This window comes from Candidatus Vesicomyosocius sp. SY067_SCS001, assembly GCF_014706615.1.
Lineage (GTDB): Bacteria > Pseudomonadota > Gammaproteobacteria > PS1 > Pseudothioglobaceae > Ruthia.
Genome location: NZ_CP054877.1, coordinates 468690 through 494029, shown reverse-complemented (window position 1 = coordinate 494029; position 25340 = coordinate 468690). Strand labels below are relative to the sequence as shown.

The following is a 25340-nucleotide window of genomic DNA, read 5'->3' as shown; positions in this document are numbered from 1 at the left end:
CATATTATGTAATAAATAATACATTTAATTATGAAAAAATTATTCATCATTCTACCTTTTTTAGTATTATTACTTAATGGTTGCTTCTGGCAAAAAGAAATTAAAATAGAATCTATTACTAAAGGTTGGTCGCCAAAGACATTTTTTACTCAAGCTAAAGAACAAGAATCATTAGGATTAATAAATGAATCTATAGAACTTTTTGAACAACTACAAGCCGCTTATCCTGGCTCAAAATATGCACTACAGTCTAAGTTAGAAATCGCCTATGCATTGTATAAAAACAAAGACTATGACCAGGCAATTTATCATCTAAATAATTATATTAAAATTTATCCAGAACATTTTTCAACTCCATATGCTTATTATTTACGAGGTGTTGTTTCACAAGACAAATCCCGCTCATTTTTAGATGACTACTTTACTGATAGTGCTCAACGTGGAGTTAATTCAGTACGTAACGCCTTTAACTACTATCTAGCATTGATTGATAAATTTCCAAAAACTAAGTATAGTGAAGACGCTATAACACGTATAGTTGTACTTAGAAATATTTTATCAAGACATGAGTTGTTCATAGCTATTTATTACACCAAGAAAGGGGCCAATATTGCTGCTATTAACCGGACTAAGTTTATTGTTGAGAAATATCAAAATACGCCCTCAGTTCCTGCAGCACTACATTTAATGGCAATCAATTATGATGCTATTAACGCAGGTACACTAGCAAAAGATACACGTCGAGTACTAGAAAAAAATTACCCTTGGTATACACCCTATTATTCTTTGAAGAACTAAGGTTATTAACCTACTCCGATGAATAAACAAGAAAGAGTTTTCACGTTTAAAATTTCTTTAATCATGGCCACACGTATGTTAGGCTTGTTTATGATTTTTCCTATATTTTCAGTCTATGCCAGTAAATACACCAATACTACACCTTACTTAATAGGTTTAGCTATTGGTATTTATGGCTTAACTCAAGCATTATTACAAATTCCATTTGGTTATTTGTCAGACAAGTATGGTAGAAAATCCATGATAAATATTGGTCTTATTATCTTTTTTATTGGTAGTATTGTGGTTGCTAATTCAACAGATATCATAGGAATTGTTATTGGTAGAGCCTTGCAGGGTTCAGGTGCTATTTCAGCAGTACTGATGGCATTTTTAGCAGATTTTATTAGCGATAATCAACGTTCTAAAGCCAATGCTTTTGTGGGTGTACAAATAGGCATAGCCTTTATGCTAGCCTTATTACTAGGCCCTATTATTAGTGCTAAATTAGGTATCTCTGGCTTATTTTGGATTATTGCTTTGCTTTCTATTATTGCTTTGATTATTGTTAGTACCATGCCAGACATTAAACCTAAAGAACAATATACTTTATCAATTGTAAACATTAAAAAAGTACTAAATATTGATTTACTACGACTAGATTTTAGTATTTTTGCACTACATTTAATTTTAACTTGTGCTTTTATCGCCATGCCAATTGTTTTAGAAGAAAATAATATTATTGACATTAAAGATAGTTGGCAAATATATCTACCTATTATCATGTTATCTTTTATTGGTATGTTACCAATGGTAATCTTAGCTTCCAAACATAAAAAAATTAAGCCTGTGTTCTTAAGCGCTATTACATTATTGATTATTAGCCAAATTTTGTTTTATCAAACACAACTTACATACACTTCATTTTTGATCTTCCTAACTTTATTTTTTATTGCTTTTAATGCATTAGAAGCTATTTTACCTTCACTCATAGCCTCAGGTGCAAGCGCTGATAAACGTGGATTGGCTATGGGATTGTATTCTACATCACAATTCTTAGGTGTATTCGTTGGCGGGATTTCTGGTGGACGTATTTACAACATATTTAATCTAAATAGTGTATTCTTATTTACTACATTTATTGCAATTATTTGGTGGATAATCATCCTTACAACAAAGCAAAAAACACCCCGTTAAACAAACAGCAAAAAATTAATTGGAGCAAAAAAAATGTTAGGAATCAACAAAGTAATTTTAATAGGTAATGTAGGTCAAGATATAGAATTAAAATATACCTCTGATGGTAGATCAATAGCTAATTTATCCGTTGCAACTAATGAAAGATGGATAGACAAGAATACAGGGCAAAAAGTTGATAGCACTGAGTGGCATAGAGTTAATTTATTTGGAAAATTAGCTGATATTGCTAGTCAATATCTACACAAAGGTTCTAAAATTTACATTGAAGGTAAATTAAAAACTCGAAAATGGCAAGACAAAACTGGTGCTGATCGTTATATAACTGAAATAGTTGTATCTGGCTTTAATGGCACATTACAAATGTTAGATAGTCGCCACGATAATACTGATGATATGAATAATACGCTCCAACCTCAACAATCATCCCCTTCTTCTACATTTGCATCACAACAAAAGACAGTACTGCCAATATCAGACCCTATCACACCTGTTGAAAATTCTGAATTTGATGATGACATTCCTTTTTAGGAAAAGGGGATATAAGGCTCGACAATAAAGCAATAAAAAACCAGCACTAGTGCTGGTTTTTTATTAATCATAATTTGATATTACTTAACTGTTGGTACTACTGGTTTAGTAACTTTAGGTGCAACACCAGGCCCCCATGGGGTATTTACATAACCATTTGGAGCAAAACCATAGCCATTACGTCCATAGCCATTACGTCCATAGCCATTACGTCCATAGCCATTACGTCCATAGCCATTATAGTTGTTGTTCCAACCATTATCATCGAATTCATCAAACATATTACCCATTTCTTCTGCATACCAACGAGGATCCCAAAAATCATACGGGTTATAGCCAAATATACCGTTATCTTCTTGGTAACCATAACTATTATGGTGGTTATACCCATTTCCCCAAGGAGAGTTATTACCACTCCAAAATGCATTCACACTTATAGTAAATGTCAATAATACTATTGTAAAAAAACTTTTCATTGTTACATCTCCATTTAATAAAATTAAAGTATATTATAACATAATAATATATTAACACCTAAATAAAACTAACACTTAAAAAATATTGATTACATGAATAAAAATTCAAGATAATTATAATATTTTATTCACTATAACCTTTCCATTTATTGTAAATTAGAACTTGTTATATACTTGTATAATGCTAAATATGAATATAAAACAGATATTAAAATCCCTTTTAGATAAAAGAATTTTAGTACTTGATGGTGCTATGGGAACCATGATTCAACAACACAAATTAACCGAGAAAGAGTATCGTGGCGATCGTTTTAAAAATTGGCATATATTAGTTCAAGGTAATAATGATTTACTCTCACTTACTCAGCCTCAGATTATCAAGAATATTCATAAAGATTATTTAAGAGTCGGGGCTGATATTATTGAAACTAATACTTTTAATGCTACTCGAACTTCTATGTCTGATTATAAAATGGAAGAATTGGCCTATGAAATTAACCTTGAAAGTGCTAAAATTGCACGTCAAGCAACAGATGAATTTTCAAGTGCTAAAAAACCAAGATTTGTTGCTGGTGTTATTGGTCCAACTTCACGCACTTGCTCTCTATCACCAGATGTAAATGATCCTGGATTTAGAAATATTACCTTTGACGAGTTAGTTGATGTTTATATAGAATCCGCCCGTGGCTTGATTAAAGGTGGGGTAGATATTATTTTAATTGAAACCATTTTTGATACACTCAATGCCAAAGCTGCTATCTTTGCGATTAAACAGGTTTTTGAAGACGACGGGATTGAGTTACCCATTATGATTTCTGGTACCATTACTGATGCTTCTGGTCGTACTCTATCTGGACAAATGACTGAGGCTTTTTATAACTCATTGCGCCACGCTAAACCAATCTCTATTGGGCTTAATTGTGCACTAGGACCTGATTTATTACGCCAATACATAGCTGAAATGTCACGCGTAGCTGATACCTATGTATCAGCTCATCCAAACGCTGGACTACCCAATGAATTTGGAGAATATGATTTAAATGCTATAACCATGAGTGAACAAGTTAGTGAATGGGCAAGATCAGGTTTGGTAAATATATTAGGGGGTTGTTGCGGATCAACTCCTGATCATATTAAAGCAATTGCTGACTCAATTAGTAGGATACCTCCTAGAAAGATTCCTACTATTAAACTAGAATGTCGCTTATCAGCGCTTGAAGCTTTTAATATTGGTAACGATTCACTTTTTGTAAATATTGGTGAGCGCGCTAATATTACAGGTTCAGCTAAATTTAAACGTCTTATTCTTAACCAAGAATATGAAAAGGCGCTGGATATTTGCCGCACACAAGTAGAGGAAGGCGCACAAATGATTGATATCAATATGGACGAAGGTATGCTTGATGGTAAAACTGCTATGATCCGCTTTATGAATCTAATCGCCTCAGAACCTGATATTGCTAAAGTTCCATTAATAGTAGACTCTTCTAAATGGGAGATTATCGAAGCTGGACTTAAATGCACGCAAGGGAAATCTATTGTCAACTCTATTTCACTCAAAGAAGGTAAGGCTAAGTTTATACAATATGCCCGTCTATGCAAACGCTATGGTGCAGCAATTATCGTTATGGCATTTGATGAATCTGGTCAAGCAGACACACAATCTCGAAAAATTGAAATCTGTACAAAAGCCTATCATATTTTAGTTAATAATGTTAATTTTCCACCAGAAGATATTATTTTTGACCCTAATATTTTTGCGATAGCAACAGGTATTGAAGAACACAATAATTATGGGATAGATTTTATTGAAGCCACGCGCGCCATTAAAAAAAATCTACCTTACGCTAAAATATCTGGAGGAGTATCCAATGTATCATTTTCATTTAGAGGTAACAATACCGTACGTGAAGCGATTCATTCAGTCTTTTTATATCATACTGTAAAAGCAGGCATGACTATGGGTATCGTTAATGCAGGGCAATTAATGGTTTATAATGATATTCACCCAGAACTTAAAAAAGCTGTTGAAGATGTTGTATTAAATATCAACAAACAAGCAGGCGAACGTTTAGTTGATATAGCCTCAAAATTTTCTAACACATTCGAGCAAAAAAATAATAAACAAGATCTAAAATGGCGCACATGGGCAGTAGAAAAACGCCTAGAACATGCTTTAGTCAAGGGTATTACTACATACATTAATAAAGATACTCAAGAGGCATTTGATAAATTAGGTCGTCCTATTCTAGTCATTGAAGGCCCACTTATGAGTGGTATGAATGTAGTAGGTGATTTATTTAGTGATGGAAAAATGTTCTTGCCTCAAGTGGTGAAATCAGCTCGAGTTATGAAAAAATCAGTAGCTTACTTAGATCCATTCTTAGAAGCTGAAAAAGAAAATTGTGTCCCCAGCTCACAAGCCAAAATTTTAATGGCAACGGTTAAAGGAGATGTACACGATATTGGTAAAAATATTGTTAGTGTGGTACTTTCTTGTAATAATTATAAAATTATTGATCTAGGTGTAATGGTACCTATCGAAACCATACTTGAAACTGCTAGAAAAGAGAATGTAGATATTATTGGTTTATCAGGGCTAATCACACCTTCACTAGATGAAATGGTGTTTGTTGCTAGAGAAATGACTCGTCAAGGTCTTAATTTGCCCTTAATGATTGGTGGTGCTACCACTTCTAAAGCACATACAGCCGTAAAAATTGAGCCAGAATATAACCATGGAGTTTTTTATGTAAAAGACGCTTCTAAATCCGTTGGCGTAGCAACTGCCCTACTCTCAAAAACCCTTAAGCAGAAACTTTTAAATGATACAAAGATCGAGTATGAAAATATACGTAAGCGTCGTATCAATAAAGGTAAAAGTAGACTTATTTCTCTAGAAAAAGCTAGAGCTAATAGACCTAATATTTCTTTTAACTCTATTATTAAACCTAAAAAATTAGGTATTCATGTTTTTAAAGATTATGATTTAGCTGAAATTTTCAAATTTATTGACTGGGTACCATTTTTCCAAACTTGGGAATTAACCGGTAAATTTCCTAATATATTAACGGATAAGATTGTAGGTGAATCTGCTAGTACACTATTTAATGATGCTAAGGTTTTATTTAAAAAAGTAATTAATGAAAAACTACTTACGGCTAATGCCGTTATCGGCATTTTCCCAGCTAATAGTATCAATGAAGACATTGAGTTGTATGATAAAAATAACGAAGTTATAATAACCCTTAACCATCTACGTCAACAATTAGACAAAAAAGGCAACACTCCAAACTTTTGTTTAAGTGATTTTATTGCTTCAAAAGATAGCGGCATCAATGATTATATGGGTGCCTTCGCTGTTACTACCGGTATTAATATTGAATTATTAATTACTACATTTAAAGCTGACCACGACGATTATAATTCAATCATGATTAAAGCCATAGCTGACCGTCTAGCAGAAGCTTTTACCGAACTTATGCACTTTAAATTACGTACCAATCTTTGGGGTTATAGTTTTGAGAGATTTGATAACAATCAACTTATCCAAGAAAAATTTGATGGTATTCGCCCTGCTCCTGGCTATCCATCTTGTCCTGAACATAGCGAAAAAGAAAAACTCTGGACACTACTTGACGTTAAAAATAACACTGGCATGATATTAACCAGCTCGTATGCAATGCTACCAACTGCTAGCGTTAGCGGTTGGTATTTTGCAAACCCTGATGCTAGATACTTTGGCGTGGCAAAAATCAATCAATCACAATTAAATAATTACGCTAAACGTAAAAGTATTTCGTTAGAACAAGCAGAAAAATTACTATCACCTAATTTAGAATAGGAATACTTACAAAAAAATTAAACATTAATTGTTTAAAGTTTCTAACTACTTAAACAAACCCATGTTAAAGCGTGCTATTCTAGATATTATTAAAATCACCAAAATAGTTAAATTATTTAAGTAAATATATAAATTACTTGCAAATTTTAATCAAGCAATTTTGTCAAATACAATAAATCTTTTGGTTAGTAAAAAACAAAAACTTATGATTATAAAATATATATCTAGATTTATTTTTAGTTGATTAATTCAATTTTTCTAAGCATTCGTGCTAATTTATCTAACGAAACGTTAATAAGTTTATATGAACCTTCTGCGCCATATAATTTTGCCAATACAAGTGATTCATTAATTACGACTTTATAAGGCACTTCTGAGTTAAATTTAAGTTCAAAAGTACCTAGATATAAAATAGAATGTTCAACAGATCCTAGCTCTTCAGTTCCCCGACTAATGCTAGATGTAATTAGCTCATCTAATACAAATCTATTTTTAAGGATATTGATAAATAAATTTGAAAAGAAAACTTTTGAAATTTTGCCTTGTTTTTGGTTTAGAAATTGTTGTTCAATTTGAAATACTTCACCACCTGACACTAGATATTGATATAATGCTTGTATCACACGTTCGCGGGTACGTTGCTTTGGAGTTTTAAAGGGCATAGTTAAAAAGATTGGGTATCTGCTTGTTGCATTAAATAAAGCATTATAATCATCGCCATAGTTGCTTCTTCGCCTTTATTTCCCTTATAACCACCAGCTCTAGCAATAGTTTGCTCCATGTTATTTGTAGTAATAACACCAAAAGTGGTTGGAATTTCATACTGATAAGAAACATTTGATACACCTCGAGCGCATTCATTACAAATAAACTTAAAATGAGGAGTTTCACCATTAATCACAGCACCTAAAGCTACAATACCATTGTATAAGTTTTTACCATTTATTTGTTGACTTGCTAATTTTTTAGCTAATAGTGGAATTTCAAATGCGCCAGGAGCATAAAATACATTGATATTATTATCATTAATACCATATTTGATTAAAGTTTCTTGTGCAGCTAATAATAGATTATCACAAATATCTTGGTAAAAATAACCCACAATAATGGCAATTCTTTTCTTTGAAAGAAAATCTCTACTACCGTCTTTATTAAATTTAAATTCCATTATTGTTTCCCTTACTTATTAGTATCTATATATTCAGTCACTTCTAAACCAAAGCCTTTTAAGCCATAAAGCTTTCTAGGATTACCTAATATTTTCATTCTTTTAACCCCAAGATCAGATAAAATCTGAGCACCAACACCATAAGTTTTAATATCATCATGAATATCACCATTGACGTTGTCAATATTTTCTAAAATACTTTGGTTAGTTTGCATTCTAAGTAACAATAAAACACCACTGTCTGACTTAGCAATATGCTTTAATACAGCATCAACGCTAAAACTATTTGATTTTTCTCTTAATACATCCTTAAAAGTATCTTCCATATGTACACGTACGTACGTGTCAGTATTACCATTAATTTCACCTTTAATCAAGGCTAAATGAGTTTCATTGTGAATACTATCAAAAAATGAAATTAGTCTAAAAATGGCAAATTCGGTTTTAAATTCACGTTCGTTAATACGCTCGATAGTTTTTTCATTTTCAACTCGATAAGAGATTAAGTTTTCAATCGTGCCTAACTTAATATTGTGTTTTTTAGAAAATATTTCTAAATCATTACGTCGTGCCATTGAACCATCTTCATTTAGAATTTCAACAATCACACTAGCTGGTTCAAATCCTGCAATACGAGCTAAATCACATCCTGCCTCAGTATGTCCTGCACGAATTAAAACCCCACCTGGTTGTGCCATAAGCGGGAAAATATGTCCTGGTTGTACAATATCATCAGGCTTGGCATCTTTTGCCACAGCATCTAATATTGTTTTAGCTCTGTCTGCTGCTGAAATGCCTGTGGTTACGCCTTTTATTGCTTCAATTGAAACAGTAAAATTAGTACCATTCGAATCATTGTTTTGTGCAACCATAAGTGGTAAATTAAGTTGCTTACAACGTTCCTGTGTTAATGTTAAACAAATTAAACCACGACCATGAGTCGCCATGAAGTTAATATCTTCTTTAGTAACAGTTTCAGCAGGGATGATTAAATCACCTTCATTCTCACGGTCTTCATCATCCATGAGGATAATCATTTTGCCTTGGCTATAATCTTTTAAAATTTCTTTAATGGTAGATTTCATAACTATTTTTTTTCAAAAAATAATAATTGCTCAATATGTCTAGCGATAATATCAACCTCAAGGTTAGCCTTGCTATTTATTTCTAACTCACCCAATGTTGTAGTTTTTAGAGTATATGGGATAATATTAATATCCAATACACAGTCATTAATATTATTAACTGTTAAACTAACTCCATTAATACAAACAGAACCTTTCTTAGTGATATATTTTATCAAATTCTTAGGTGTTATCATTTTAAAACGTGTTGATTTACCTTCAATACATCGTCCAACAACCTTAATAATACCATCAACATGCCCACTAACTAAATGTCCATCAATGCCTTTATTAAGTTTTAATGTTTTTTCAAGATTGACCAAACTATCAACACCTAAATGGCTAAAATTTGTGCACCTAAGAGTTTCTTCTGAAAGATCGACTTTAAAATAATCATTATCTATTTTAATAGTAGTTAAGCACACGCCATTCACGGCAATGCTATCACCAATTTTTACTTCATCAAAAAATGATTTCTTCGCTTGAAAGCAAAATGAACCTAGTTCAATACTTTTAATTTTGCCAATAGCTTGAATAATACCTGTAAACATTTACTTATTTTTTTGGTTAAAATAAAAACTTTTATTTACACTAAATAACATTAATAAACAATCAAATCAATATTAAAGTAACACGTTTATCTTTTTTAAAAATTAAATTAAAAAGCTCTAAGAGTTTATTTTATTATTTACTAACTAAATAATCCTCATAATTACCAGAATAATAATGCATGCCATCTTTTTTAAGTTCTAATACCTTAGTAGAAAGTGAAGAAACAAACTCCCTATCATGACTAACGAATATTAAACTACCTTTATAATTATCCAATGCTAAATTAAGTGCTTCAATTGAGTCTATATCAAGATGATTGGTAGGCTCATCCATTACCAATATATTGGGTTTCTGTAGCATGAGTTTACCAAATAACATCCTGCCTTTTTCACCACCAGAAAGTGTTGTAACACTTTTTCCAATATTTTTTTTACCAAATAACATTTTTCCTAGCACTGCACGCATTGCTTGTATATCATCTTTTTCACTTTTAAATTGACTCATCCAATCAAGTACGCTCATATCAATTTCAAATTCTTTACTATGGTCTTGTGCATAATAACCAATATTAATATTTTCACTCCACTTAATCTTACCTTTGTCAGGCTTTATTTCACCAACTAAAGTTCGTAACAACGTAGTTTTTCCAATACCATTTTGGCCAATAACCGCAATTCGATCACCTGCTTCAAACAAGAAGTTAATATTTTTTAAAACTTCAATCTTACCATCCTTTTCATTATCTCCTTTGGGATTAAAGCTCTTAGATAGGTTTTCAACCTCTAATATATTTCTATGTATCTTTTTTTCTTGGTTAAATATAATATATGGACTTACTCTTGAAGAGGGTTTAATATCATCTAATGTGATCTTATCTAATTGTTTTAACCTTGAAGTAGCTTGTTTAGATTTAGAGGCATTAGCTGAAAAGCGAGATACAAAGTGCTTTAGATTTTTAATTTTAACTTCTTTTTTAGCATTGTCAGCTTGCATTTTTTCTTGAATAGCAGTTGACGCAATCATAAAATGATCGTAATTGCCAGGAAAGGTACTAAGTGCACCATAGTCTAAATCAGACATATGTGTACATACACCATTTAAAAAATGTCTATCATGAGAGATAATTATCATTGTTGCCTTTCGTTCCTTTAACACATCTTCTAACCAACGGATTGAGTCAATATCTAAATTATTTGTAGGTTCATCAAGTAATAAAATATCTGGATCTAAAAATAATGCTTGAGCTAATAAAATACGTAATTTCCAACCTGGTGCAATTTTATTCATTAAACCATAATGTTGCTCTTCTGGAAAATCTAAACCTAATAATAATTCACTAGCAGAAGATTCAGCCATATAACCATCCATTTCTGAAAATTTCATTTCAAGCTCTGCAACCTTTATACCATCCTCTTCGCTCATTTCAGGTAGGGCATAAATTCTATCTCTTTCTTTTTTAATTATCCATAGCTCATGATGTCCCATAATCACAGTATCAATTACGCTAAAATTTTCAAAAGAAAATTGATCCTGGCGAAGAATACCTAAACGCTCTCCATCGCTAATATGAACTGTGCCATTACTAGGAATAAGTTCACCTGTTAAGATTCTCATAAAAGTTGATTTACCGCAGCCATTCGCACCAATTAAACCATAACGATTACCGTCCTGAAATTTAATAGAAATATTTTCAAATAAAGGTTTTTCACCAAACTGCATAGTAATATTGGCAGTAGAAATCATAAACTTATTTTTATTTTTACAAACGAAAAAAGAATATTATCCCATAATAGTAATAAAAAAGCCCAACTAATAGAATTATAAATCTCACCTTGGTGAATATAATTCAATAAAATAATTAATTGTTAGGAACTTATCTTTGATAAGAATAGTTTAATTATCGATAAAATCTACTTTTTCCTGTTTTAACATTGTTTATCTTTATTTGGATACTATGTTTTATACATACTAACGGATATTCTTTTAGTTATGGATATCTTATAAAATAAGTTATTTTTATTATTTTAGGGGCTTAAGTGTTAGTTACATTACAATAAAATTTTCTTTGTATTTTTACAAAAATTATTTTTTATTATTACATTGATATACTTACTGATTGGTGTTTTTCCTATAATTTATCGAAAAAAACTGTCAAAGGTTAAACGTGTTTGTAATAAATTTATGTTATTTAAACTTCAGTCTTTTGAAATAATTTTATTCATGGTAGGATTTTTAGTTAAACAAGAAAAAGATTTAAAAAATTCAATATAAGATTTATTAAAACGCTTATCATTATTGGGGGTCTACTACTAGTATCAGACTTATGTGCGACTTTTATTACCTCTATATTTGCTTATACTATTTAACTGGGCACAGGTGTGTGAGGTGTGACTAATTTAAAAACAATTATTCATAGTTGGTGTAAATATTATTGCTATTGTTATCACTATCCTTTTCAAATTCTTAATTGAGTCTAACAGCTAACTTTCTTTTTGACAAAAAAGAAAGTTAGCTTAACAAAGTCCTAATAAAGTGGGCAAACTAAACATACATTAGCTAGTATTGCTAGGAGTGGTTAAACTAGATTTTGGTAATGACATTTAACAATATACCAAATTTACAGAACTACATACTGATATGATTTCTACTATCTTTGGAGAAACATATATTGTTTACCTTTACTTATATTATACTTAGAGCTTTAAAATTTACCAAAAAATACACTTAAAAATAATCGTGAATATAAGTCTTATGTTAGCCTTTGGTATTTATATAGGTATACAATTTAGTATTAATCTATCCTTAGTTCTACCCAAAGGGCTTACTTTACAACTTATTCGTTAGGTGAATATCAAATATGATAGTTTCTCTCATATTACTTAGAAATGATATAGAAAATTACTATAAATATTCTAAGCAAAAACACTGTGTTTAACACAGCTAAAAAAATCCTCATTATGGCTGGGGGAACTGGGGGACATATATTCCCAGCACTTGCTATTGCTAACGAGCTTAAAAGGCATTCAAGTAATATTCAATGGCTTGGATCAAACATCGGTATGGAAAACAATATTATACCTAAACATAAGATTAAACTACACACTGTTAATAGTGTTGGATTACGGGGTAAGAACGTTATTAGCCTAATAAAAGCACCATTTTTACTGGGCTATGCTACGTTACAAGTGATAAAAATTTTTCTAAAATTTAAACCTGATGTTGTACTTGGTATGGGTGGGTTTACTTCAGGTATTGGTGGCTTAGTAGCTTGGATGTTTAAAACTACATTAGTAATTCATGAACAGAACTCTATTCCAGGAACAACCAATAAAATACTTAACAAAATAGCCACAAAAACCTTTCAAGCATTTGACGATACTTTTATTAGAAATGCCACTACTTCTGGCAATCCAATTGTATTCAATCCTATTGAAAAACAAAATAATAACAAATTAAACTTATTAATTATCGGTGGTTCTTTAGGTTCAAAGCCGATTAATGAGATAGTTACACAGCTTAATATTAATATTAATATTTGGCATCAAACAGGAAAATTACATGCTGATACGGTTAAATCTCAGTACAAAAATAGTACAGTAAAAGTAACTGCATTTATTCAAGAGATGGCAAGTGCTTACGCTTGGGCAGATATTGTGCTTTGTAGAGCAGGTGCAATGACTGTTTCAGAATTAATGCTATCAGCTACCTCCAGTATCTTAATCCCTCTACCTAACGCCATTGATAATCATCAATTCCATAATGCTAAAATTTTGGCAGATAATAATGCTGGTATACTAATTGAGCAAAAAGATTTAACAATTGAATTACTAGAAGGAATTTTACTTAATATTAACAAAGATCAAATTAAACAAATGTCTAGCAATGCATTAAAAATTGCCAAACCTAATGCGGTTAAACAGATTGTAGATTATTTGCTTGTTTCTGATTAATCCCTAGACTTACAAACAAATCTTTGTCACTATTAGTATTTGGATTGTCGGTAGTGAGTAACTGCTCACCATAAAAAATAGAATTAGCGCCTGCAAAAAAACAAAGTGCTTGCATAGTATCTCCCATATTAGTGCGACCTGCTGATAAGCGTACAACTGATTTTGGCATCATAATACGTGCTACTGCAATGGTACGTATAAACTCACTTTCTGTTGGTGGCTTAATGTTTTCAAACGGCGTACCTGGAATTGGCACTAATAAATTAAGTGGCACACTGTCTGGATGTATTGCTAAATTAGATAGTGACCTAAGCATAGAGGCGCGATCAGTTTGATCTTCACCCAATCCTATAATACCACCACTACAAACACGAATATTAGCATTTTGTACTGATTCTAAAGTATTCAAGCGGTCTTGGAAATTACGTGTAGTAACAACATTTGAGTAGTTCTCTTTTGAAGTGTCAATGTTATGATTGTAATAATCTAGACCTGCTTCTTTTAAAACGAATGCTTGTTTCTGGGTTAACATGCCTAAGGTTACACACGTTTCCATACCCATATCTTTTACACTCTGTATCATTAGTATGACCTTGTTTAGACTCTTATCAGTAGGATTTCTCCATGCAGCTCCCATACAAAATCGTGTTGCACCGTTATTTTGCGCCTGTTTAGCTTGTTGAAGAACCAAGTCAATTTCCATTAATTTTTCACGTTCAAGGCCTGTGTCGTATTTAGAACTTTGCGAACAGTATAAACAGTCTTCAGGGCAGGCACCAGTTTTGATGTTTAACAATGAACTAATTTGAACTTGATTAGGATCAAAATTTTTTCTATGAATACTATGTGCTTGAAATAATAAATCATTAAAAGGCAATGTAAATAAAGCTTCAACTTCTTTTAGTGTCCAATTGTGTCGATGTTGTGTCATAATCTTTTGTTTGATATTTTATTAGTTATTTTAACTTAATTAAGATTTTAAAAAAGCCGTGTAAATACACGGCTTTTTATCTTATTTAAAATTAAATTCTATACACTGTAGTACATATCAAACTCTACCGGATGAGGAGAAGCACGAAGTGCTGTTACTTCTTTTATTTTAAGATTAATAAATGAATCAATAATATTATTAGTAAATACATTACCTTTCTTTAAAAACTCACGGTCTTTATCTAACGCCTCAAGTGCTTGATCTAATGAGCTACAAACTTTAGGAAAAGATAATTTTTCTTTTTCTGTCAACTTATATAAATCTTCATCGCCTGGTTTTCCAGGATTAATCTTATTCTTAATACCATCAAGACCTGCCATTAACATTGCTGCAAATGCAAGATATGGATTAGCTGTTGAATCAGGGAAACGCACTTCAATACGACGGCCTTTAGAATGAGACACAAAAGGAATACGAATAGCAGCAGAACGATTTTTGGCTGAATATGCTAACATTTCTGGTGCTTCAAAACCTGGTACTAAACGTTTGTACGAGTTAGTGGAAGCATTAGTAAAAGCATTAAGTGCTTGAGCGTGCTTAATAATACCCCCAATATAATGAAGCGCCATTTCACTTAAATTACCGTATTCATTACCATCAAATAAGTTCTTACCATCTTTAATAATTGATTGATGAACATGCATACCATTACCATTATCAACTGCGATTGGTTTAGGCATAAAAGTTGCTGTTTTACCATAAGTATGTGCAACATTATGCACACAATATTTTAATATTTGAGTTTCATCAGCTTTTTTCACTAACGTATTAAATAATGCACCAATTTCACATTGTCCGGCAGTACCAACTTCATGATGATGAATCTCGGTAGTTACCCCCATTTCTTCAATTGCTAAGCACATTTGTGCACGTAAATTATGTAATGAATCTACCGGAGGAACTGGAAAATAACCGCCTTTAATTCTAGGACGATGCCCTTTATTACCACCTTCAAAATCAGAACCAGATTCCCAATAAGCCTCTTCGGAATTAATTTCATAAAAAGCTTTACCTAAACCAAAGCCTGTATCCCATTTAACACTATCAAAGATAAAAAATTCTGGCTCATTGCCAAAATATGCGGTATCACCAATGCCAGTTTTGTTTAAATAAACTTCAGCTCTCTTTGCAATAGAACGAGGGTCTTTTTCATAGTTAGTCATATTATTTGACTCAATAATATCACAAATAATGTTGAGTGTAGGCTCTTCGGTAAATGGATCCATTACCGCTGTTGCTGTGTCTGGCATCATAATCATGTCAGATTTATCAATAGATTTCCAACCAGCAATTGACGAACCATCAAACGTTTGTCCTTCAGTTAGTTTTTCAATATTTATGCTGTGTGCTGGAACACTCACATGTTGTTCCTTGCCAATGGTATCGGTAAAACGAAAATCAATGAATTTAACCTTATTATCTTCAATAATCTTCATTATATTTTTAGCAGACATACTTTCTCCTTTTTTGACTATTTATATTTCGCTGACAGTCTTTGTCAAAAATAACCTGCGCCGTTGCAAGCATTATTATTCTTTTTATTTATTTTTGTAATAAATTTTTTCTTAATTTTCGAAGGATTTATTCTACCCTGTTTTTTCTACAAAAATAATAATTTCATCAGTTTTTTGATTAACTAAAATCACTTTATGCCCATGAACTTTACACCAAGCAGATATGTCACGAAGAACACTAGTATCGGTAGTTAATAATTCAATTGTGTCATTAATTTCAATTTTTTTAATCATCTCACTCAAACGGATAACTGACATAGGGCAAAATAAACGTTTAGCGTTAAGATTATATTTCACTTTGTTCAAAAGAGATATTAATCCAATCTTGAGGCTGAATAAAACGAGTATATAGTCTTTCTTCTTCACTACCTGGTTCTGGTTGATACTGGTATTGCCAACGAACCAATGGTGGTATTGACATCAAAATTGACTCTGTTCGTCCGCCGGTTTGCAATCCAAATAAAGTACCACGATCATAAACTAAATTAAATTCAACATAACGCCCACGACGATAAAGCTGGAATTGTCTTTCATGGTCTGTATAGAATGTATCTTTTCTACGTTCAACAATAGGTTGATAAGCCTTAATATAACCATCGCCCACGCTTCTCATAAAAGCAAAGCATTTATCAAAACCACCTTCATTTAAATCATCAAAGAATAAACCGCCAATACCACGTTGTTCATCTCTATGCTTTAAATAAAAATAATCATCGCACCATTTTTTGTATTTTAAATACACGTTTTTACCAAACAGATCACATGCTTGTTTGGCTGATTTATGCCAAAAAATTGCATCTTCATCAAAACCATAATATGGAGTTAAATCAAAACCACCACCAAACCACCAAATAGGAATTTTACCTTTTTTTTTAGCGATAAAAAATCGAACATTAGCATGTGACGTTGGAACATAAGGATTGTGCGGATGAATCACTAATGATACACCTAAAGCAGTAAAACTACGTCCTGCTAAGTCTGGTCTTAGTGCAGTAGCTGAAGCCGGCATATCATTGCTACGTATAATTGAAAAATTAACACCTGCTTGTTCAAATACAGCACCATTGACTAGTATTCTAGTCAATCCATTACCTGTATTATTTGGCTTTTTCCAAGCGTCTTTAATAAACTTTACTTTACCATCTAGTTGTTCAAATTGTTCACAAATATCGGCTTGCAGCATTAGTAAATATTTTTGAAGTTTTTCAATCATCTAATCTTCTCTCCAGTTTGCAAATTAATAATTTTTGAGGCTTGGATGTTGTAAGTTTTTGGCGGGATAATATAATCTAATTTATCGCTAAAAAATACTTTTAAACCTAGTATGCTTCTTACATTACATTTATTTGTAATATTAGCACTACTTGAAACTAGAGCGCTATGAGTTATTGTACATAAATTAGTGATTAATTCATTATTAGTTAGTCTAAGTGCGATTGTATCAAAATCACCTGTTAATAATTGAGAAGTACACCCATTCGCCTTGAGTAAATAAGTAGTTGGTTGAGCATCAATGGTTATATTAATCAACAAGGAAGTGTCCTTAACATAATCTTTAAAATAATGAACATTACTAGCTAATAATATCAATCCTTTAGCGCTAGATCGGTGTTTAAATTGTAGTATTTTATTCATAGAGGGCTCAAATTTTGGCAAACAAGATAACCCTTGAATAGTATCAGTAGGATTGCTAATTACCCCGCCTGCTTTTAAGCAAGAAGCTGCAAATCTGGTTTGAAAATTCATGACTTTTTAGCTCTTAGCATAGTACTTATCATATACTTTTGACAATTCTAAAAAAAATAAGATAAATATAGACTTGAATAGATCTAATACTAAATAGTCCTAAGAACTTTTTTAGTAAAAATATAAATTGTGACTAGATGGTATAATACATTCTGTTCGCTTATTACACTTACTCTATTGCTGTTTTTTATTCACAATAACACATAGCTTGAATTATTAAATAATAACTAACTATTTGTTTAACTGACTTTACCAACTGGTATATCTCTAATATGAGGAGTCTTGCCAAGCACACGTAAAAACCTTGATGTAAATTCACATTATTAATATTTAAAACTACTAGTTTAGACGCTTTAAGTCTACAAGACTACATCATTTAATCATTATACATTTTAATCATAATTAACTGATTAAAATGTATAATGATTAACTTTTAAACACTGAACTAAAATTATTAATTTGTTTATACAGAAAATAACCCTTGCTTTTTTATGTTTCGACCATATTACGAATTAATGTATTAAAAAACAGGTAGAAATAATATAATGACAACAAAACAAACACATTCTTTCCAAACCGAGGTTTCTCAATTATTACACTTAATGATTCACTCTTTGTATTCAAATAAAGAAATATTTTTACGTGAATTAATCTCTAATGCTTCTGATGCAGTTGATAAATTAAAATTCAAATCCTTGTCAGATGATACTTTGATTGAAGGAAAAGAAGAATTGCAAATTCACATTGATGTAAACAAAGATGCTAACACAATTACCATTACTGATAATGGTATTGGTATGAGCGAAGTAGAAGTTAATAAGAATATCGGGACTATTGCCAATTCTGGTACTAAAAAATTTTTAAAAAGTTTAAATGAAACACAAGCACAAGACTCTAACTTAATTGGACAGTTTGGTGTGGGATTTTATTCTAGCTTTATTGTAGCTGACAAGGTTGAAATAATTACCAGAAAAGCTGGTAGTAAAAGTAAAAAAGGTACAAAATGGACTTCTACTGGCAAAGGTAAATATTCAATAGAAAGTATTGATCGTCCAGATTTTGGTACCTCAGTTATATTGCACATCAAAAAAGACGAAAAGGAGTTTTTAGAAGATTATCGCTTACGCAATATTATTTCAAAATACTCAGATCATATTACTGTGCCAATCATGATGGTTAAGGTTAGTAAAGATAATAAAGATATTGAATATGAGCGCATTAATAAAGCCAATGCTTTTTGGGCTCAAGATAAACAAGATCTTAAACAAAAAGATTATGATGAATTCTATAAGTCACTTACTTATGATTTTGAAGCTCCACTAACACAACTGCACAATCGAGTTGAAGGGAATATAAATTACACTTCATTACTATTTATCCCTTCAAAGTCTCCTTTCGATATATGGGAACCTAAACGTAAAGGAGGTATTAAACTTTACGCTAAACGTGTATTTATCATGGAAGATAATGAAGCTCTAATGCCGCTGTATTTACGTTTTGTTAAAGGTGTGATTGATACAGCTGATTTATCATTAAACCTTTCTCGAGAAATTTTACAAGATAATAAAGTAGTTAAGGCTATTCGTAAGGCAAGTGTCAAAAGAATTTTATCAGTTTTAGAAAAGATGGCTAAAAACAAACCTGAAGATTATGCAACATTTTGGCAAGAATTCGGCATGCTTATGAAAGAGGGTGTAGTAGAAGATACCATCAATAAAGATAAAATTGCAAAACTCTTACGATTTACTACTAATAAAAGTAAAAACGCCACACAAACAGTAACACTTGAACACTATACAAAAAATATACAAAAAGACCAGAAAGCCATTTATTATATAACTGCCGAAACCTATGAAACTGCTAAAGGTTCCCCACATTTAGAAAATTTTAATCAAAAAAATATTGAAGTGCTACTACTATCTGATCGTGTTGATGAGTGGATGGTAAGTAATTTTAGAGAATTTGAGGGTATCCAACTTAAATCAATTGCCAAAGGTAATTTAGAAGACTTTGATTCTAAGGAAGAAAAAAAAGCTAAAGAAGAAGTCGCTAAAAACTTTGAAATAGTTATTGAAAAAATGCAAAAAATTCTTGACTCTCAGGTTAAAGAAATTAAAATCTCTTCCCGTCTTAGCAAATCCCCTTCTTGTTTGATAGCTGATGAAAATGAAATGGGCGGTAATATGGAAAGAATTATGAAATCCTTAGGTCAAGATGTACCAGATACTAAACCTATTCTTGAAATTAATCCAACTCATTCATTAGTTAAAAAACTTAAAACTAAAATTGATGAGGATTTAGTCAAGGTTCTATTTGATCAAGCTGTTTTATCAGAAGGTGGACAACTTAAAGAGCCAGCAGAATTTGTAAAACGTATAAATAAACTGATCAATTGATCAGTTAAAAGGTTTAATCTTTTTAAGAATACCTCTAAAAATTGACACCTCTTCTATCTTAGGCTCTACTTTGGTAAAAAAACAACGTAATCGACGCATTAATAATACTTGAGAATACTTATCTCTAAAATATTCAATATGCTCTAACACTTGAGTAAGGTGTGTGTAAAAACTTTCTAATTCATCAAAACTAGCCAATTTACTAACGCTTTCTTTAAATTCAGTTGTGGTGTTATAAATATAATTTTGATAAGCAAATATCTGAATAGCTGATGCAACATTTAAAGAAAAATAATCTGGATTACCAGGAATAGTCATGAGTATTTGACATAAATCTAACTCTTTATTAGTAAGACCTGACTTTTCAGTACCAAATATCACAGCAACTTCTTGACTATCAATTGTAATAGTTTTTTGAATTTTATTACAAGTCCCAATAACATCCATTTGTCTCCATTTTATGTTACGCTGGCGTGCACTAGCACCAATCACTAAATGCGTACCTTTTAAAGCTTCTTCTAAAGACTCACAAACTATAGCATCTGAAAGTACATCATCTGCACCACTAGCTCTAGCCGTAGCTGTAGCTGATGGATAACCTTTTGGATTAACCAAATACAATTTTGATAAATTCATATTTTTCATTGCACGAGCTGCCGCACCGATATTACCAGGCTCGGTAGTATTAACCATAACCACACGTACCTTATCAAAGGTATAATTTATTCCTTTCTTCATTTTTCCTTCTATTATGCACCCTACGCTTAATATTGCCGTTAAAGTCGCTAGAAAAGCTGGCAACATCATTTTAAGATATCATAATCAAATTGATCTTTTAACGATTAAAAATAAAACAACTAATGATTTTGTTTCTGAAGTAAATAAAGCTGCTAAAGATGCCATTATAAACGAGTTAAAATATACCTTTCCTAGTCATTCAATTTTATATGAAGAAAATAGTAAAATTTTAGACAATAATCGTTTTCAATGGATTATTGATCCATTAAATGGCACTACTAATTACTTACATGGTTTTCCTCAATATTCTGTCTCGATTGCTTTGTATGAAAATAAAGAGCCAAAACATGCTGTAGTATACGATCCCTTTAAGGAAGAATTATTTACTACTTCTAAAGGAGAAGGCGCTTACTTAAACGAACAAAGAATTCGCATAACACATACTAATGGTTTTGAAAATACATTAATTGGTACAGGTTTTTCATTCAAAGAATCAAAACATTTAGATACTTATTTAAGTATGTTTAAAGCTATTCGTCTAAAGGTTTCTGGTATTCGCCATACTGGCTCTACTGCACTTAATCTAGCGTATTTAGCTGCAGGTCGGTTAGATGGCTTTTGGGAAATTGAACTTAATATTTGGAATATTGCTGCTGGCGTGCTTTTAGTTAAAGAAGCAGGTGGGTTTGTAGGTGACTTTTCAGGACGAGATGAATATCTAAAAACAGGCAATATAGTGGCTGGCAATAACCAAGTTTTTAAAGCAATTTTAAAAACCATTCATCCCTATTTAACAGTTAAATTACAACGTTAAAAATTATCAATATATAACTAAGACTCTACTAAAAATATATTTATACCACTTGATATTCTTTCTTTAAAAGAAAGCAACTACTATACTAGTATTTATTTTAAATTTTATCAAATACTAAATAAAGTAATCTGTTTTCCATTTATCTTTTTAGATTTTTCACTCATTAAATACACAATTACAGGACTTTTTGTCTCAGGCAGTGGATTGTTGTATATATTTTCAGCTGGATAAGCAATTTGTCTCATTTTGGTACGCATTCTTCCTGGGTCAAGTGAATTTACCTTAATATTAGTTCTTTCTAATTCTTCAGATAAGGTTTTACTTATTCCCTCGATAGCAAATTTACTTACACCATATGCTCCCCAATATGCTTTTGCTACACGTCCTACCGATGAAGAAAAAAATAATACACGGGCATCACTTGATTTATTAAGCACAGGAATTAATACTTGGGTGAGCATAAAAGGTGCGTTAATATTAATTTGCATAGTTGAATACCAAAGTTTAATATCATATTGTTCAATTGGCATCATTGTTCCAATAATACTAGCATTATGAATAAGCCCATCAAGTTGCTCAAAATTATCCAAGATATTTTTTTGTAACTGCTCATAATGTTTAGGTGTTGCACCTTCTAAATCAAGCGGATAAAGAATAGGTTTTTGATAACCCAAATCTATCACCTCGTCGTAAGTGATTTCTAGAGAGCATAAATCACGACCTAACATAATAACACTTGCACCTGCCTTAGCAAGGTCAAGTGTTATTGCCCTACCAAAACCACGATTTGCACCAGTAACTAAAATAACTCTATCTTTTAATTCACCTTTAGTAATTGAATAATTAGTTGAAATTTCCATTGGCTTAATTCCTTTTTACTTTAAATACCTAATTTTTTATTTTTTCATAAAAAGCAATAAGATTACCTTTGTTATCAAATAGTTTACCTATAGCTTAACTTGTAGATCTATACAAAATGGTTACTCTTTCTTTAACTTATTTATTAAAAATAATTTCAATCTTGTCTAAAAATTCCTTAATTTCTATATGTCCACTATTATTAGTACTAACATCCTTCTTTTTGATTAATCAAATAATCATAGTACAAATCTTTTCTCACCTTTCAATAACTATAAGTAACAGTTATGTTTTTAATATTAGTGTTTTAAGCTGACAATAAATCATTCTTATCACTCCTAACAAATAAATATTACTTTAGATTAATTTCTGATTATACATAAGCATATTATAACAAAGCAGGATGTATATTAAATACTAATGGTAGCACCAAAAACCACAACATCATGGTTTATATTAAATTTTCTTAATAAGAGATAAATTAAATTATCAGGATTATTAGTAACTACTCTAAAACATCTCTTTGATTCTAATAAGTATAATACATATATCAATGTCTAAAAATATTTTATAAAATTGATTTATATTAATACTTATAAATATTCAACATTTTTATGTATCTATCAATAAGATTAGAATAGAATTCATCACAATCAAAACTAAACTTAATTAAGAATATATTATTCCAATAAAACTAAAAAATTGATTCTTTTATAAGGTTTTTCACTTAACCACTGTATTAAAGTAACATATTTAACACATTAGCTAAATCTAATGCTATATATAAATGTACCATTTAAGTCAAAATAAATAGTGTTAATACTCAATATAGTAATATCTATCAGTTAAAATTATAAAAATATCATATTATAACGTTTACACTCGCAAATTACTATGCTGTTATTAAGGTCATTATTGTATTTTTTAGGCTCATTTATTACATTGATAATTTTAGTAACTGTTGCACTATCTTTGTTCTTTTTACCATTTAAGTTTCGCTACACAATTTTATCTAAATGGTCAATGTTTTGCTTGTGGTGGTTGGAATATACACTTAATATTAAGCTACAAGTGATCGGCAAAGAAAATATTCCTTTTAAACCTTGTGTAATCGTTTCTAACCATCAATCTACCTGGGAGACACTTGGATTTCAACAAATATTTCCCCCACAAACTTGGGTACTTAAGAAAATTTTATTATGTATACCATTTTTTGGTTGGGGTTTGATGCTACTCAAACCTATTGTTATTAATCGTGGAAAGAAATTAAAAGCATTAAAAAAAATTATAAAACAAGGAGAAAATCGATTAAAAAATGGTATTTTTGTGGTGATATTTCCAGAAGGGACTCGGCAACCCTATAAAAAACTAGGAAAATATCAAAATGGTGCTATAGCTCTTGCTAAGAAAGCATCTTGTGACATCATGCCTGTTTATCATAATGCTGGTACAATTTGGCCCAAAGGTAGTTTCATAAAACATGCTGGTACTATCACTGTAATTATTGGCAAGCCAATGAAGGTAAAAGAAAAATCTACCAAAAAATTGACGCAAATTATTAAAAATTGGACTCAAAAACAAAGTAAAAAATTTTAATTTAACTTTATTGTATCATACTTAGGAGTAAATACTTTTAATCAAAAAATCTTTTATAATTGATATACAAATTAAACAAATAGCGCTAGACAATAGTAAATATAATAATTCTGATTGGTATATAAACATAAGTATTATCAATAATATGAATAGTAATTTAGAGAGTAATATTAAGATTTACAATAATTAATAGTAATTATTCAACTATTAAAGAAATTTCACATTAAATTTTATAGAAAATAAATATTTAGCAAACTAACTGTTTTGTTAAATATTTATTTTCTATAAAGAACAAGTTATTGATTCTTTTCTGATAAAATTATCAGGTTGTTTTTTTGATAAAGATTAATGCAAGGAATACCAGATATTATAAAATTATTTAGTTTTGCTAAAAAGGGGTTGAATTTTTCACACATATATAAAGTGAAAGATTTTCCTAGAATGAAAAAACTACTTAGCAATATTGATGATAAAATAAAAGTTGAATTAAGCTTTTACATTAAAAATAATGTAGTTCCTTGTATTAAAGGTTCAATTCAATTAAATGCAGTCGTTGATTGCCAACGTTGTTTAAATAAGGTAAATATTCATTTAAGTCCTAGTTTTAAAATTGGATTTCTGAAAAATGAACAACAAAAAGAAAATTTGGATTCAAGCTTTGAAACAATTCTTAATACTGATAAAACATTTTCAACCATTGAATTTATAACAGATGAGCTATTAATTTCCATTCCAATGAGTCCGATGCATTCATACGATTGTCAATCGTACCAAGATAAAGAGTGGATAAATAGTCAAGATAAATATCACCCTTTTGCAAGATTAAAACAATTAAAAGATTAAAATAAAACCTAAGGAGTAAAAAAAATGGCCGTACAAAAAAGTAGAAAAACCCCTTCAAAAAGAGGTATGCGTCGCTCACATAATGCACTAACAAACTCTACATTATCAGAAGATCAAGAGACAGGTGAGATTCACTTACGTCATCACATCACAACTGATGGTTTTTACCATGGTAAAAAAATAATTAACAAAGCACAAAATATTCAAAAAATAAATGTTTAAACC

General features: G+C 30.8%; 23 protein-coding genes. 10 read left to right on the top strand and 13 right to left on the bottom strand.

Features of this window, described 5'->3' with window-relative positions; translation table 11 throughout:
- Positions 1–30: 30 nt before the first annotated feature.
- Genes HUW60_RS02365 through ssb form a run of 3 tightly spaced genes read left to right on the top strand, consistent with a single transcriptional unit; the run spans position 31 to position 2505 of the window.
- Complete coding sequence (locus HUW60_RS02365; RefSeq protein WP_190600834.1) at positions 31–798, top strand: outer membrane protein assembly factor BamD; 768 nt, start codon at positions 31–33, stop codon at positions 796–798.
- An 18-nt stretch (positions 799–816) separates the two neighbouring features.
- A complete protein-coding gene (locus tag HUW60_RS02360) occupies positions 817–1974 on the top strand; it encodes an MFS transporter (protein WP_190600833.1) in 1158 nt (385 codons plus the stop codon).
- A gap of 33 nt (positions 1975–2007) precedes the next feature.
- Complete coding sequence (gene ssb, locus HUW60_RS02355; RefSeq protein WP_190600832.1) at positions 2008–2505, top strand: single-stranded DNA-binding protein; 498 nt, start codon at positions 2008–2010, stop codon at positions 2503–2505.
- 80 nt (positions 2506–2585) lie between these two features.
- Here the strand turns inward: ssb and HUW60_RS02350 are convergent, their stop codons facing one another.
- A complete protein-coding gene (locus HUW60_RS02350; RefSeq protein WP_190600831.1) occupies positions 2586–2981 on the bottom strand; it encodes a hypothetical protein in 396 nt (131 codons plus the stop codon).
- 190 nt (positions 2982–3171) lie between these two features.
- On the opposite strand from HUW60_RS02350, the gene metH reads away from it, so the two are divergent.
- Positions 3172–6825, top strand: coding sequence for a methionine synthase (gene metH / locus HUW60_RS02345; RefSeq protein ID WP_190600830.1), 3654 nt, complete (start codon positions 3172–3174; stop codon positions 6823–6825).
- A gap of 236 nt (positions 6826–7061) precedes the next feature.
- Here metH and nusB read toward each other — a convergent pair whose 3' ends face one another.
- The 5 genes from nusB to HUW60_RS02320 form a co-directional block, all read right to left on the bottom strand.
- Entirely contained in the window at positions 7062–7487 is a 426-nt protein-coding gene (gene nusB / locus HUW60_RS02340) for a transcription antitermination factor NusB (RefSeq protein WP_190600829.1), read from the bottom strand.
- Between the two features lie 2 nt (positions 7488–7489).
- Positions 7490–7993: a 6,7-dimethyl-8-ribityllumazine synthase gene (gene ribH, locus HUW60_RS02335; RefSeq protein ID WP_190600828.1), complete on the bottom strand. Its 504-nt coding sequence runs from the start codon at positions 7991–7993 to the stop codon at positions 7490–7492.
- An 11-nt stretch (positions 7994–8004) separates the two neighbouring features.
- On the bottom strand, positions 8005–9078 hold the full coding sequence (ribBA, locus tag HUW60_RS02330) for a bifunctional 3,4-dihydroxy-2-butanone-4-phosphate synthase/GTP cyclohydrolase II (protein WP_190600827.1): 1074 nt from the start codon (positions 9076–9078) through the stop codon (positions 8005–8007).
- A gap of 2 nt (positions 9079–9080) precedes the next feature.
- Positions 9081–9668 carry a riboflavin synthase gene (locus HUW60_RS02325; RefSeq protein ID WP_190600826.1) on the bottom strand — a complete coding sequence of 196 codons (588 nt, stop codon included), beginning with the start codon at positions 9666–9668 and terminating at the stop codon, positions 9081–9083.
- A gap of 133 nt (positions 9669–9801) precedes the next feature.
- Positions 9802–11412 (bottom strand): ABC-F family ATPase, encoded by a 1611-nt coding sequence (locus tag HUW60_RS02320; protein WP_190600825.1) that lies wholly within the window; start codon positions 11410–11412, stop codon positions 9802–9804.
- Between the two features lie 1214 nt (positions 11413–12626).
- Here HUW60_RS02320 and murG point away from each other — a divergent pair.
- The gene (gene murG / locus HUW60_RS02315) at positions 12627–13619 is read left to right on the top strand and encodes an undecaprenyldiphospho-muramoylpentapeptide beta-N-acetylglucosaminyltransferase (RefSeq protein WP_238924526.1); all 993 of its coding nucleotides are present in this window, start codon (positions 12627–12629) and stop codon (positions 13617–13619) included.
- On the opposite strand, the gene bioB is transcribed toward murG, so the two are convergent.
- The 5 genes from bioB to HUW60_RS02290 form a co-directional block, all read right to left on the bottom strand.
- On the bottom strand, positions 13582–14550 hold the full coding sequence (gene bioB, locus HUW60_RS02310; protein WP_190600823.1) for a biotin synthase BioB: 969 nt from the start codon (positions 14548–14550) through the stop codon (positions 13582–13584). The genes murG and bioB overlap by 38 nt on opposite strands.
- A 98-nt stretch (positions 14551–14648) precedes the next feature.
- The gene (gene glnA / locus HUW60_RS02305; protein WP_190600822.1) at positions 14649–16064 is read right to left on the bottom strand and encodes a type I glutamate--ammonia ligase; all 1416 of its coding nucleotides are present in this window, start codon (positions 16062–16064) and stop codon (positions 14649–14651) included.
- A 132-nt stretch (positions 16065–16196) separates the two neighbouring features.
- The gene (locus HUW60_RS02300) at positions 16197–16421 is read right to left on the bottom strand and encodes a sulfurtransferase TusA family protein (protein ID WP_190600869.1); all 225 of its coding nucleotides are present in this window, start codon (positions 16419–16421) and stop codon (positions 16197–16199) included.
- Positions 16411–17337, bottom strand: a complete 927-nt coding sequence (gene hemF, locus HUW60_RS02295; protein WP_190600821.1) for an oxygen-dependent coproporphyrinogen oxidase — start codon at positions 17335–17337, stop codon at positions 16411–16413. The genes HUW60_RS02300 and hemF overlap by 11 nt, the downstream gene beginning before the upstream one ends.
- The gene (locus tag HUW60_RS02290) at positions 17334–17870 is read right to left on the bottom strand and encodes an L-threonylcarbamoyladenylate synthase (RefSeq protein WP_190600820.1); all 537 of its coding nucleotides are present in this window, start codon (positions 17868–17870) and stop codon (positions 17334–17336) included. Before HUW60_RS02290 ends, hemF begins: the two co-directional genes overlap by 4 nt.
- Positions 17871–18415: 545 nt before the next feature.
- Between HUW60_RS02290 and htpG the strand changes: the two genes are divergently transcribed.
- Positions 18416–20266, top strand: a complete 1851-nt coding sequence (gene htpG / locus HUW60_RS02285; RefSeq protein WP_190600819.1) for a molecular chaperone HtpG — start codon at positions 18416–18418, stop codon at positions 20264–20266.
- Here htpG and HUW60_RS02280 read toward each other — a convergent pair whose 3' ends face one another.
- Positions 20267–21004, bottom strand: a complete 738-nt coding sequence (locus HUW60_RS02280) for an RNA methyltransferase (protein ID WP_190600818.1) — start codon at positions 21002–21004, stop codon at positions 20267–20269.
- Positions 21005–21017: 13 nt separating this feature from the next.
- Here HUW60_RS02280 and HUW60_RS02275 point away from each other — a divergent pair, with 13 nt between their 5' ends.
- On the top strand, positions 21018–21818 hold the full coding sequence (locus tag HUW60_RS02275; protein WP_190600817.1) for an inositol monophosphatase family protein: 801 nt from the start codon (positions 21018–21020) through the stop codon (positions 21816–21818).
- Positions 21819–21925: 107 nt separating this feature from the next.
- Here the strand turns inward: HUW60_RS02275 and HUW60_RS02270 are convergent, their stop codons facing one another.
- Complete coding sequence (locus HUW60_RS02270; RefSeq protein WP_190600816.1) at positions 21926–22678, bottom strand: YciK family oxidoreductase; 753 nt, start codon at positions 22676–22678, stop codon at positions 21926–21928.
- A gap of 892 nt (positions 22679–23570) precedes the next feature.
- Between HUW60_RS02270 and HUW60_RS02265 the strand changes: the two genes are divergently transcribed.
- The 3 genes from HUW60_RS02265 (at position 23571) to rpmF (ending at position 25337) form a co-directional block, all read left to right on the top strand.
- Entirely contained in the window at positions 23571–24272 is a 702-nt protein-coding gene (locus tag HUW60_RS02265; protein ID WP_190600815.1) for a lysophospholipid acyltransferase family protein, read from the top strand.
- A 348-nt stretch (positions 24273–24620) separates the two neighbouring features.
- Entirely contained in the window at positions 24621–25115 is a 495-nt protein-coding gene (locus HUW60_RS02260) for a YceD family protein (RefSeq protein ID WP_190600814.1), read from the top strand.
- A 24-nt stretch (positions 25116–25139) separates the two neighbouring features.
- Positions 25140–25337, top strand: a complete 198-nt coding sequence (gene rpmF / locus HUW60_RS02255; RefSeq protein WP_190600813.1) for a 50S ribosomal protein L32 — start codon at positions 25140–25142, stop codon at positions 25335–25337.
- The last annotated feature ends 3 nt before the right edge of the window (positions 25338–25340 follow it).

Excerpts from the sequence above, each read along its gene's own strand:
- HUW60_RS02280 (WP_190600818.1), bottom strand. The coding sequence starts at position 21,004 with ATGAAGAAAGGAATAAATTATACCTTTGATAAGGTACGTGTGGTTATG.
- HUW60_RS02320 (WP_190600825.1), bottom strand. The coding sequence starts at position 11,412 with ATGATTTCTACTGCCAATATTACTATGCAGTTTGGTGAAAAACCTTTA.
- htpG (WP_190600819.1), top strand. The coding sequence starts at position 18,416 with ATGACAACAAAACAAACACATTCTTTCCAAACCGAGGTTTCTCAATTA.
- nusB (WP_190600829.1), bottom strand. The coding sequence starts at position 7,487 with ATGCCCTTTAAAACTCCAAAGCAACGTACCCGCGAACGTGTGATACAA.
- glnA (WP_190600822.1), bottom strand. The coding sequence starts at position 16,064 with ATGTCTGCTAAAAATATAATGAAGATTATTGAAGATAATAAGGTTAAA.
- HUW60_RS02325 (WP_190600826.1), bottom strand. The coding sequence starts at position 9,668 with ATGTTTACAGGTATTATTCAAGCTATTGGCAAAATTAAAAGTATTGAA.
- murG (WP_238924526.1), top strand. The coding sequence starts at position 12,627 with ATGGCTGGGGGAACTGGGGGACATATATTCCCAGCACTTGCTATTGCT.
- HUW60_RS02290 (WP_190600820.1), bottom strand. The coding sequence starts at position 17,870 with ATGAATTTTCAAACCAGATTTGCAGCTTCTTGCTTAAAAGCAGGCGGG.
- metH (WP_190600830.1), top strand. The coding sequence starts at position 3,172 with ATGAATATAAAACAGATATTAAAATCCCTTTTAGATAAAAGAATTTTA.
- HUW60_RS02270 (WP_190600816.1), bottom strand. The coding sequence starts at position 22,678 with ATGGAAATTTCAACTAATTATTCAATTACTAAAGGTGAATTAAAAGAT.
- HUW60_RS02260 (WP_190600814.1), top strand. The coding sequence starts at position 24,621 with ATGCAAGGAATACCAGATATTATAAAATTATTTAGTTTTGCTAAAAAG.
- ssb (WP_190600832.1), top strand. The coding sequence starts at position 2,008 with ATGTTAGGAATCAACAAAGTAATTTTAATAGGTAATGTAGGTCAAGAT.
- HUW60_RS02275 (WP_190600817.1), top strand. The coding sequence starts at position 21,018 with ATGCACCCTACGCTTAATATTGCCGTTAAAGTCGCTAGAAAAGCTGGC.
- bioB (WP_190600823.1), bottom strand. The coding sequence starts at position 14,550 with ATGACACAACATCGACACAATTGGACACTAAAAGAAGTTGAAGCTTTA.
- HUW60_RS02350 (WP_190600831.1), bottom strand. The coding sequence starts at position 2,981 with ATGAAAAGTTTTTTTACAATAGTATTATTGACATTTACTATAAGTGTG.
- hemF (WP_190600821.1), bottom strand. The coding sequence starts at position 17,337 with ATGATTGAAAAACTTCAAAAATATTTACTAATGCTGCAAGCCGATATT.
- HUW60_RS02265 (WP_190600815.1), top strand. The coding sequence starts at position 23,571 with ATGCTGTTATTAAGGTCATTATTGTATTTTTTAGGCTCATTTATTACA.
- rpmF (WP_190600813.1), top strand. The coding sequence starts at position 25,140 with ATGGCCGTACAAAAAAGTAGAAAAACCCCTTCAAAAAGAGGTATGCGT.
- ribBA (WP_190600827.1), bottom strand. The coding sequence starts at position 9,078 with ATGAAATCTACCATTAAAGAAATTTTAAAAGATTATAGCCAAGGCAAA.
- HUW60_RS02365 (WP_190600834.1), top strand. The coding sequence starts at position 31 with ATGAAAAAATTATTCATCATTCTACCTTTTTTAGTATTATTACTTAAT.
- HUW60_RS02360 (WP_190600833.1), top strand. The coding sequence starts at position 817 with ATGAATAAACAAGAAAGAGTTTTCACGTTTAAAATTTCTTTAATCATG.
- ribH (WP_190600828.1), bottom strand. The coding sequence starts at position 7,993 with ATGGAATTTAAATTTAATAAAGACGGTAGTAGAGATTTTCTTTCAAAG.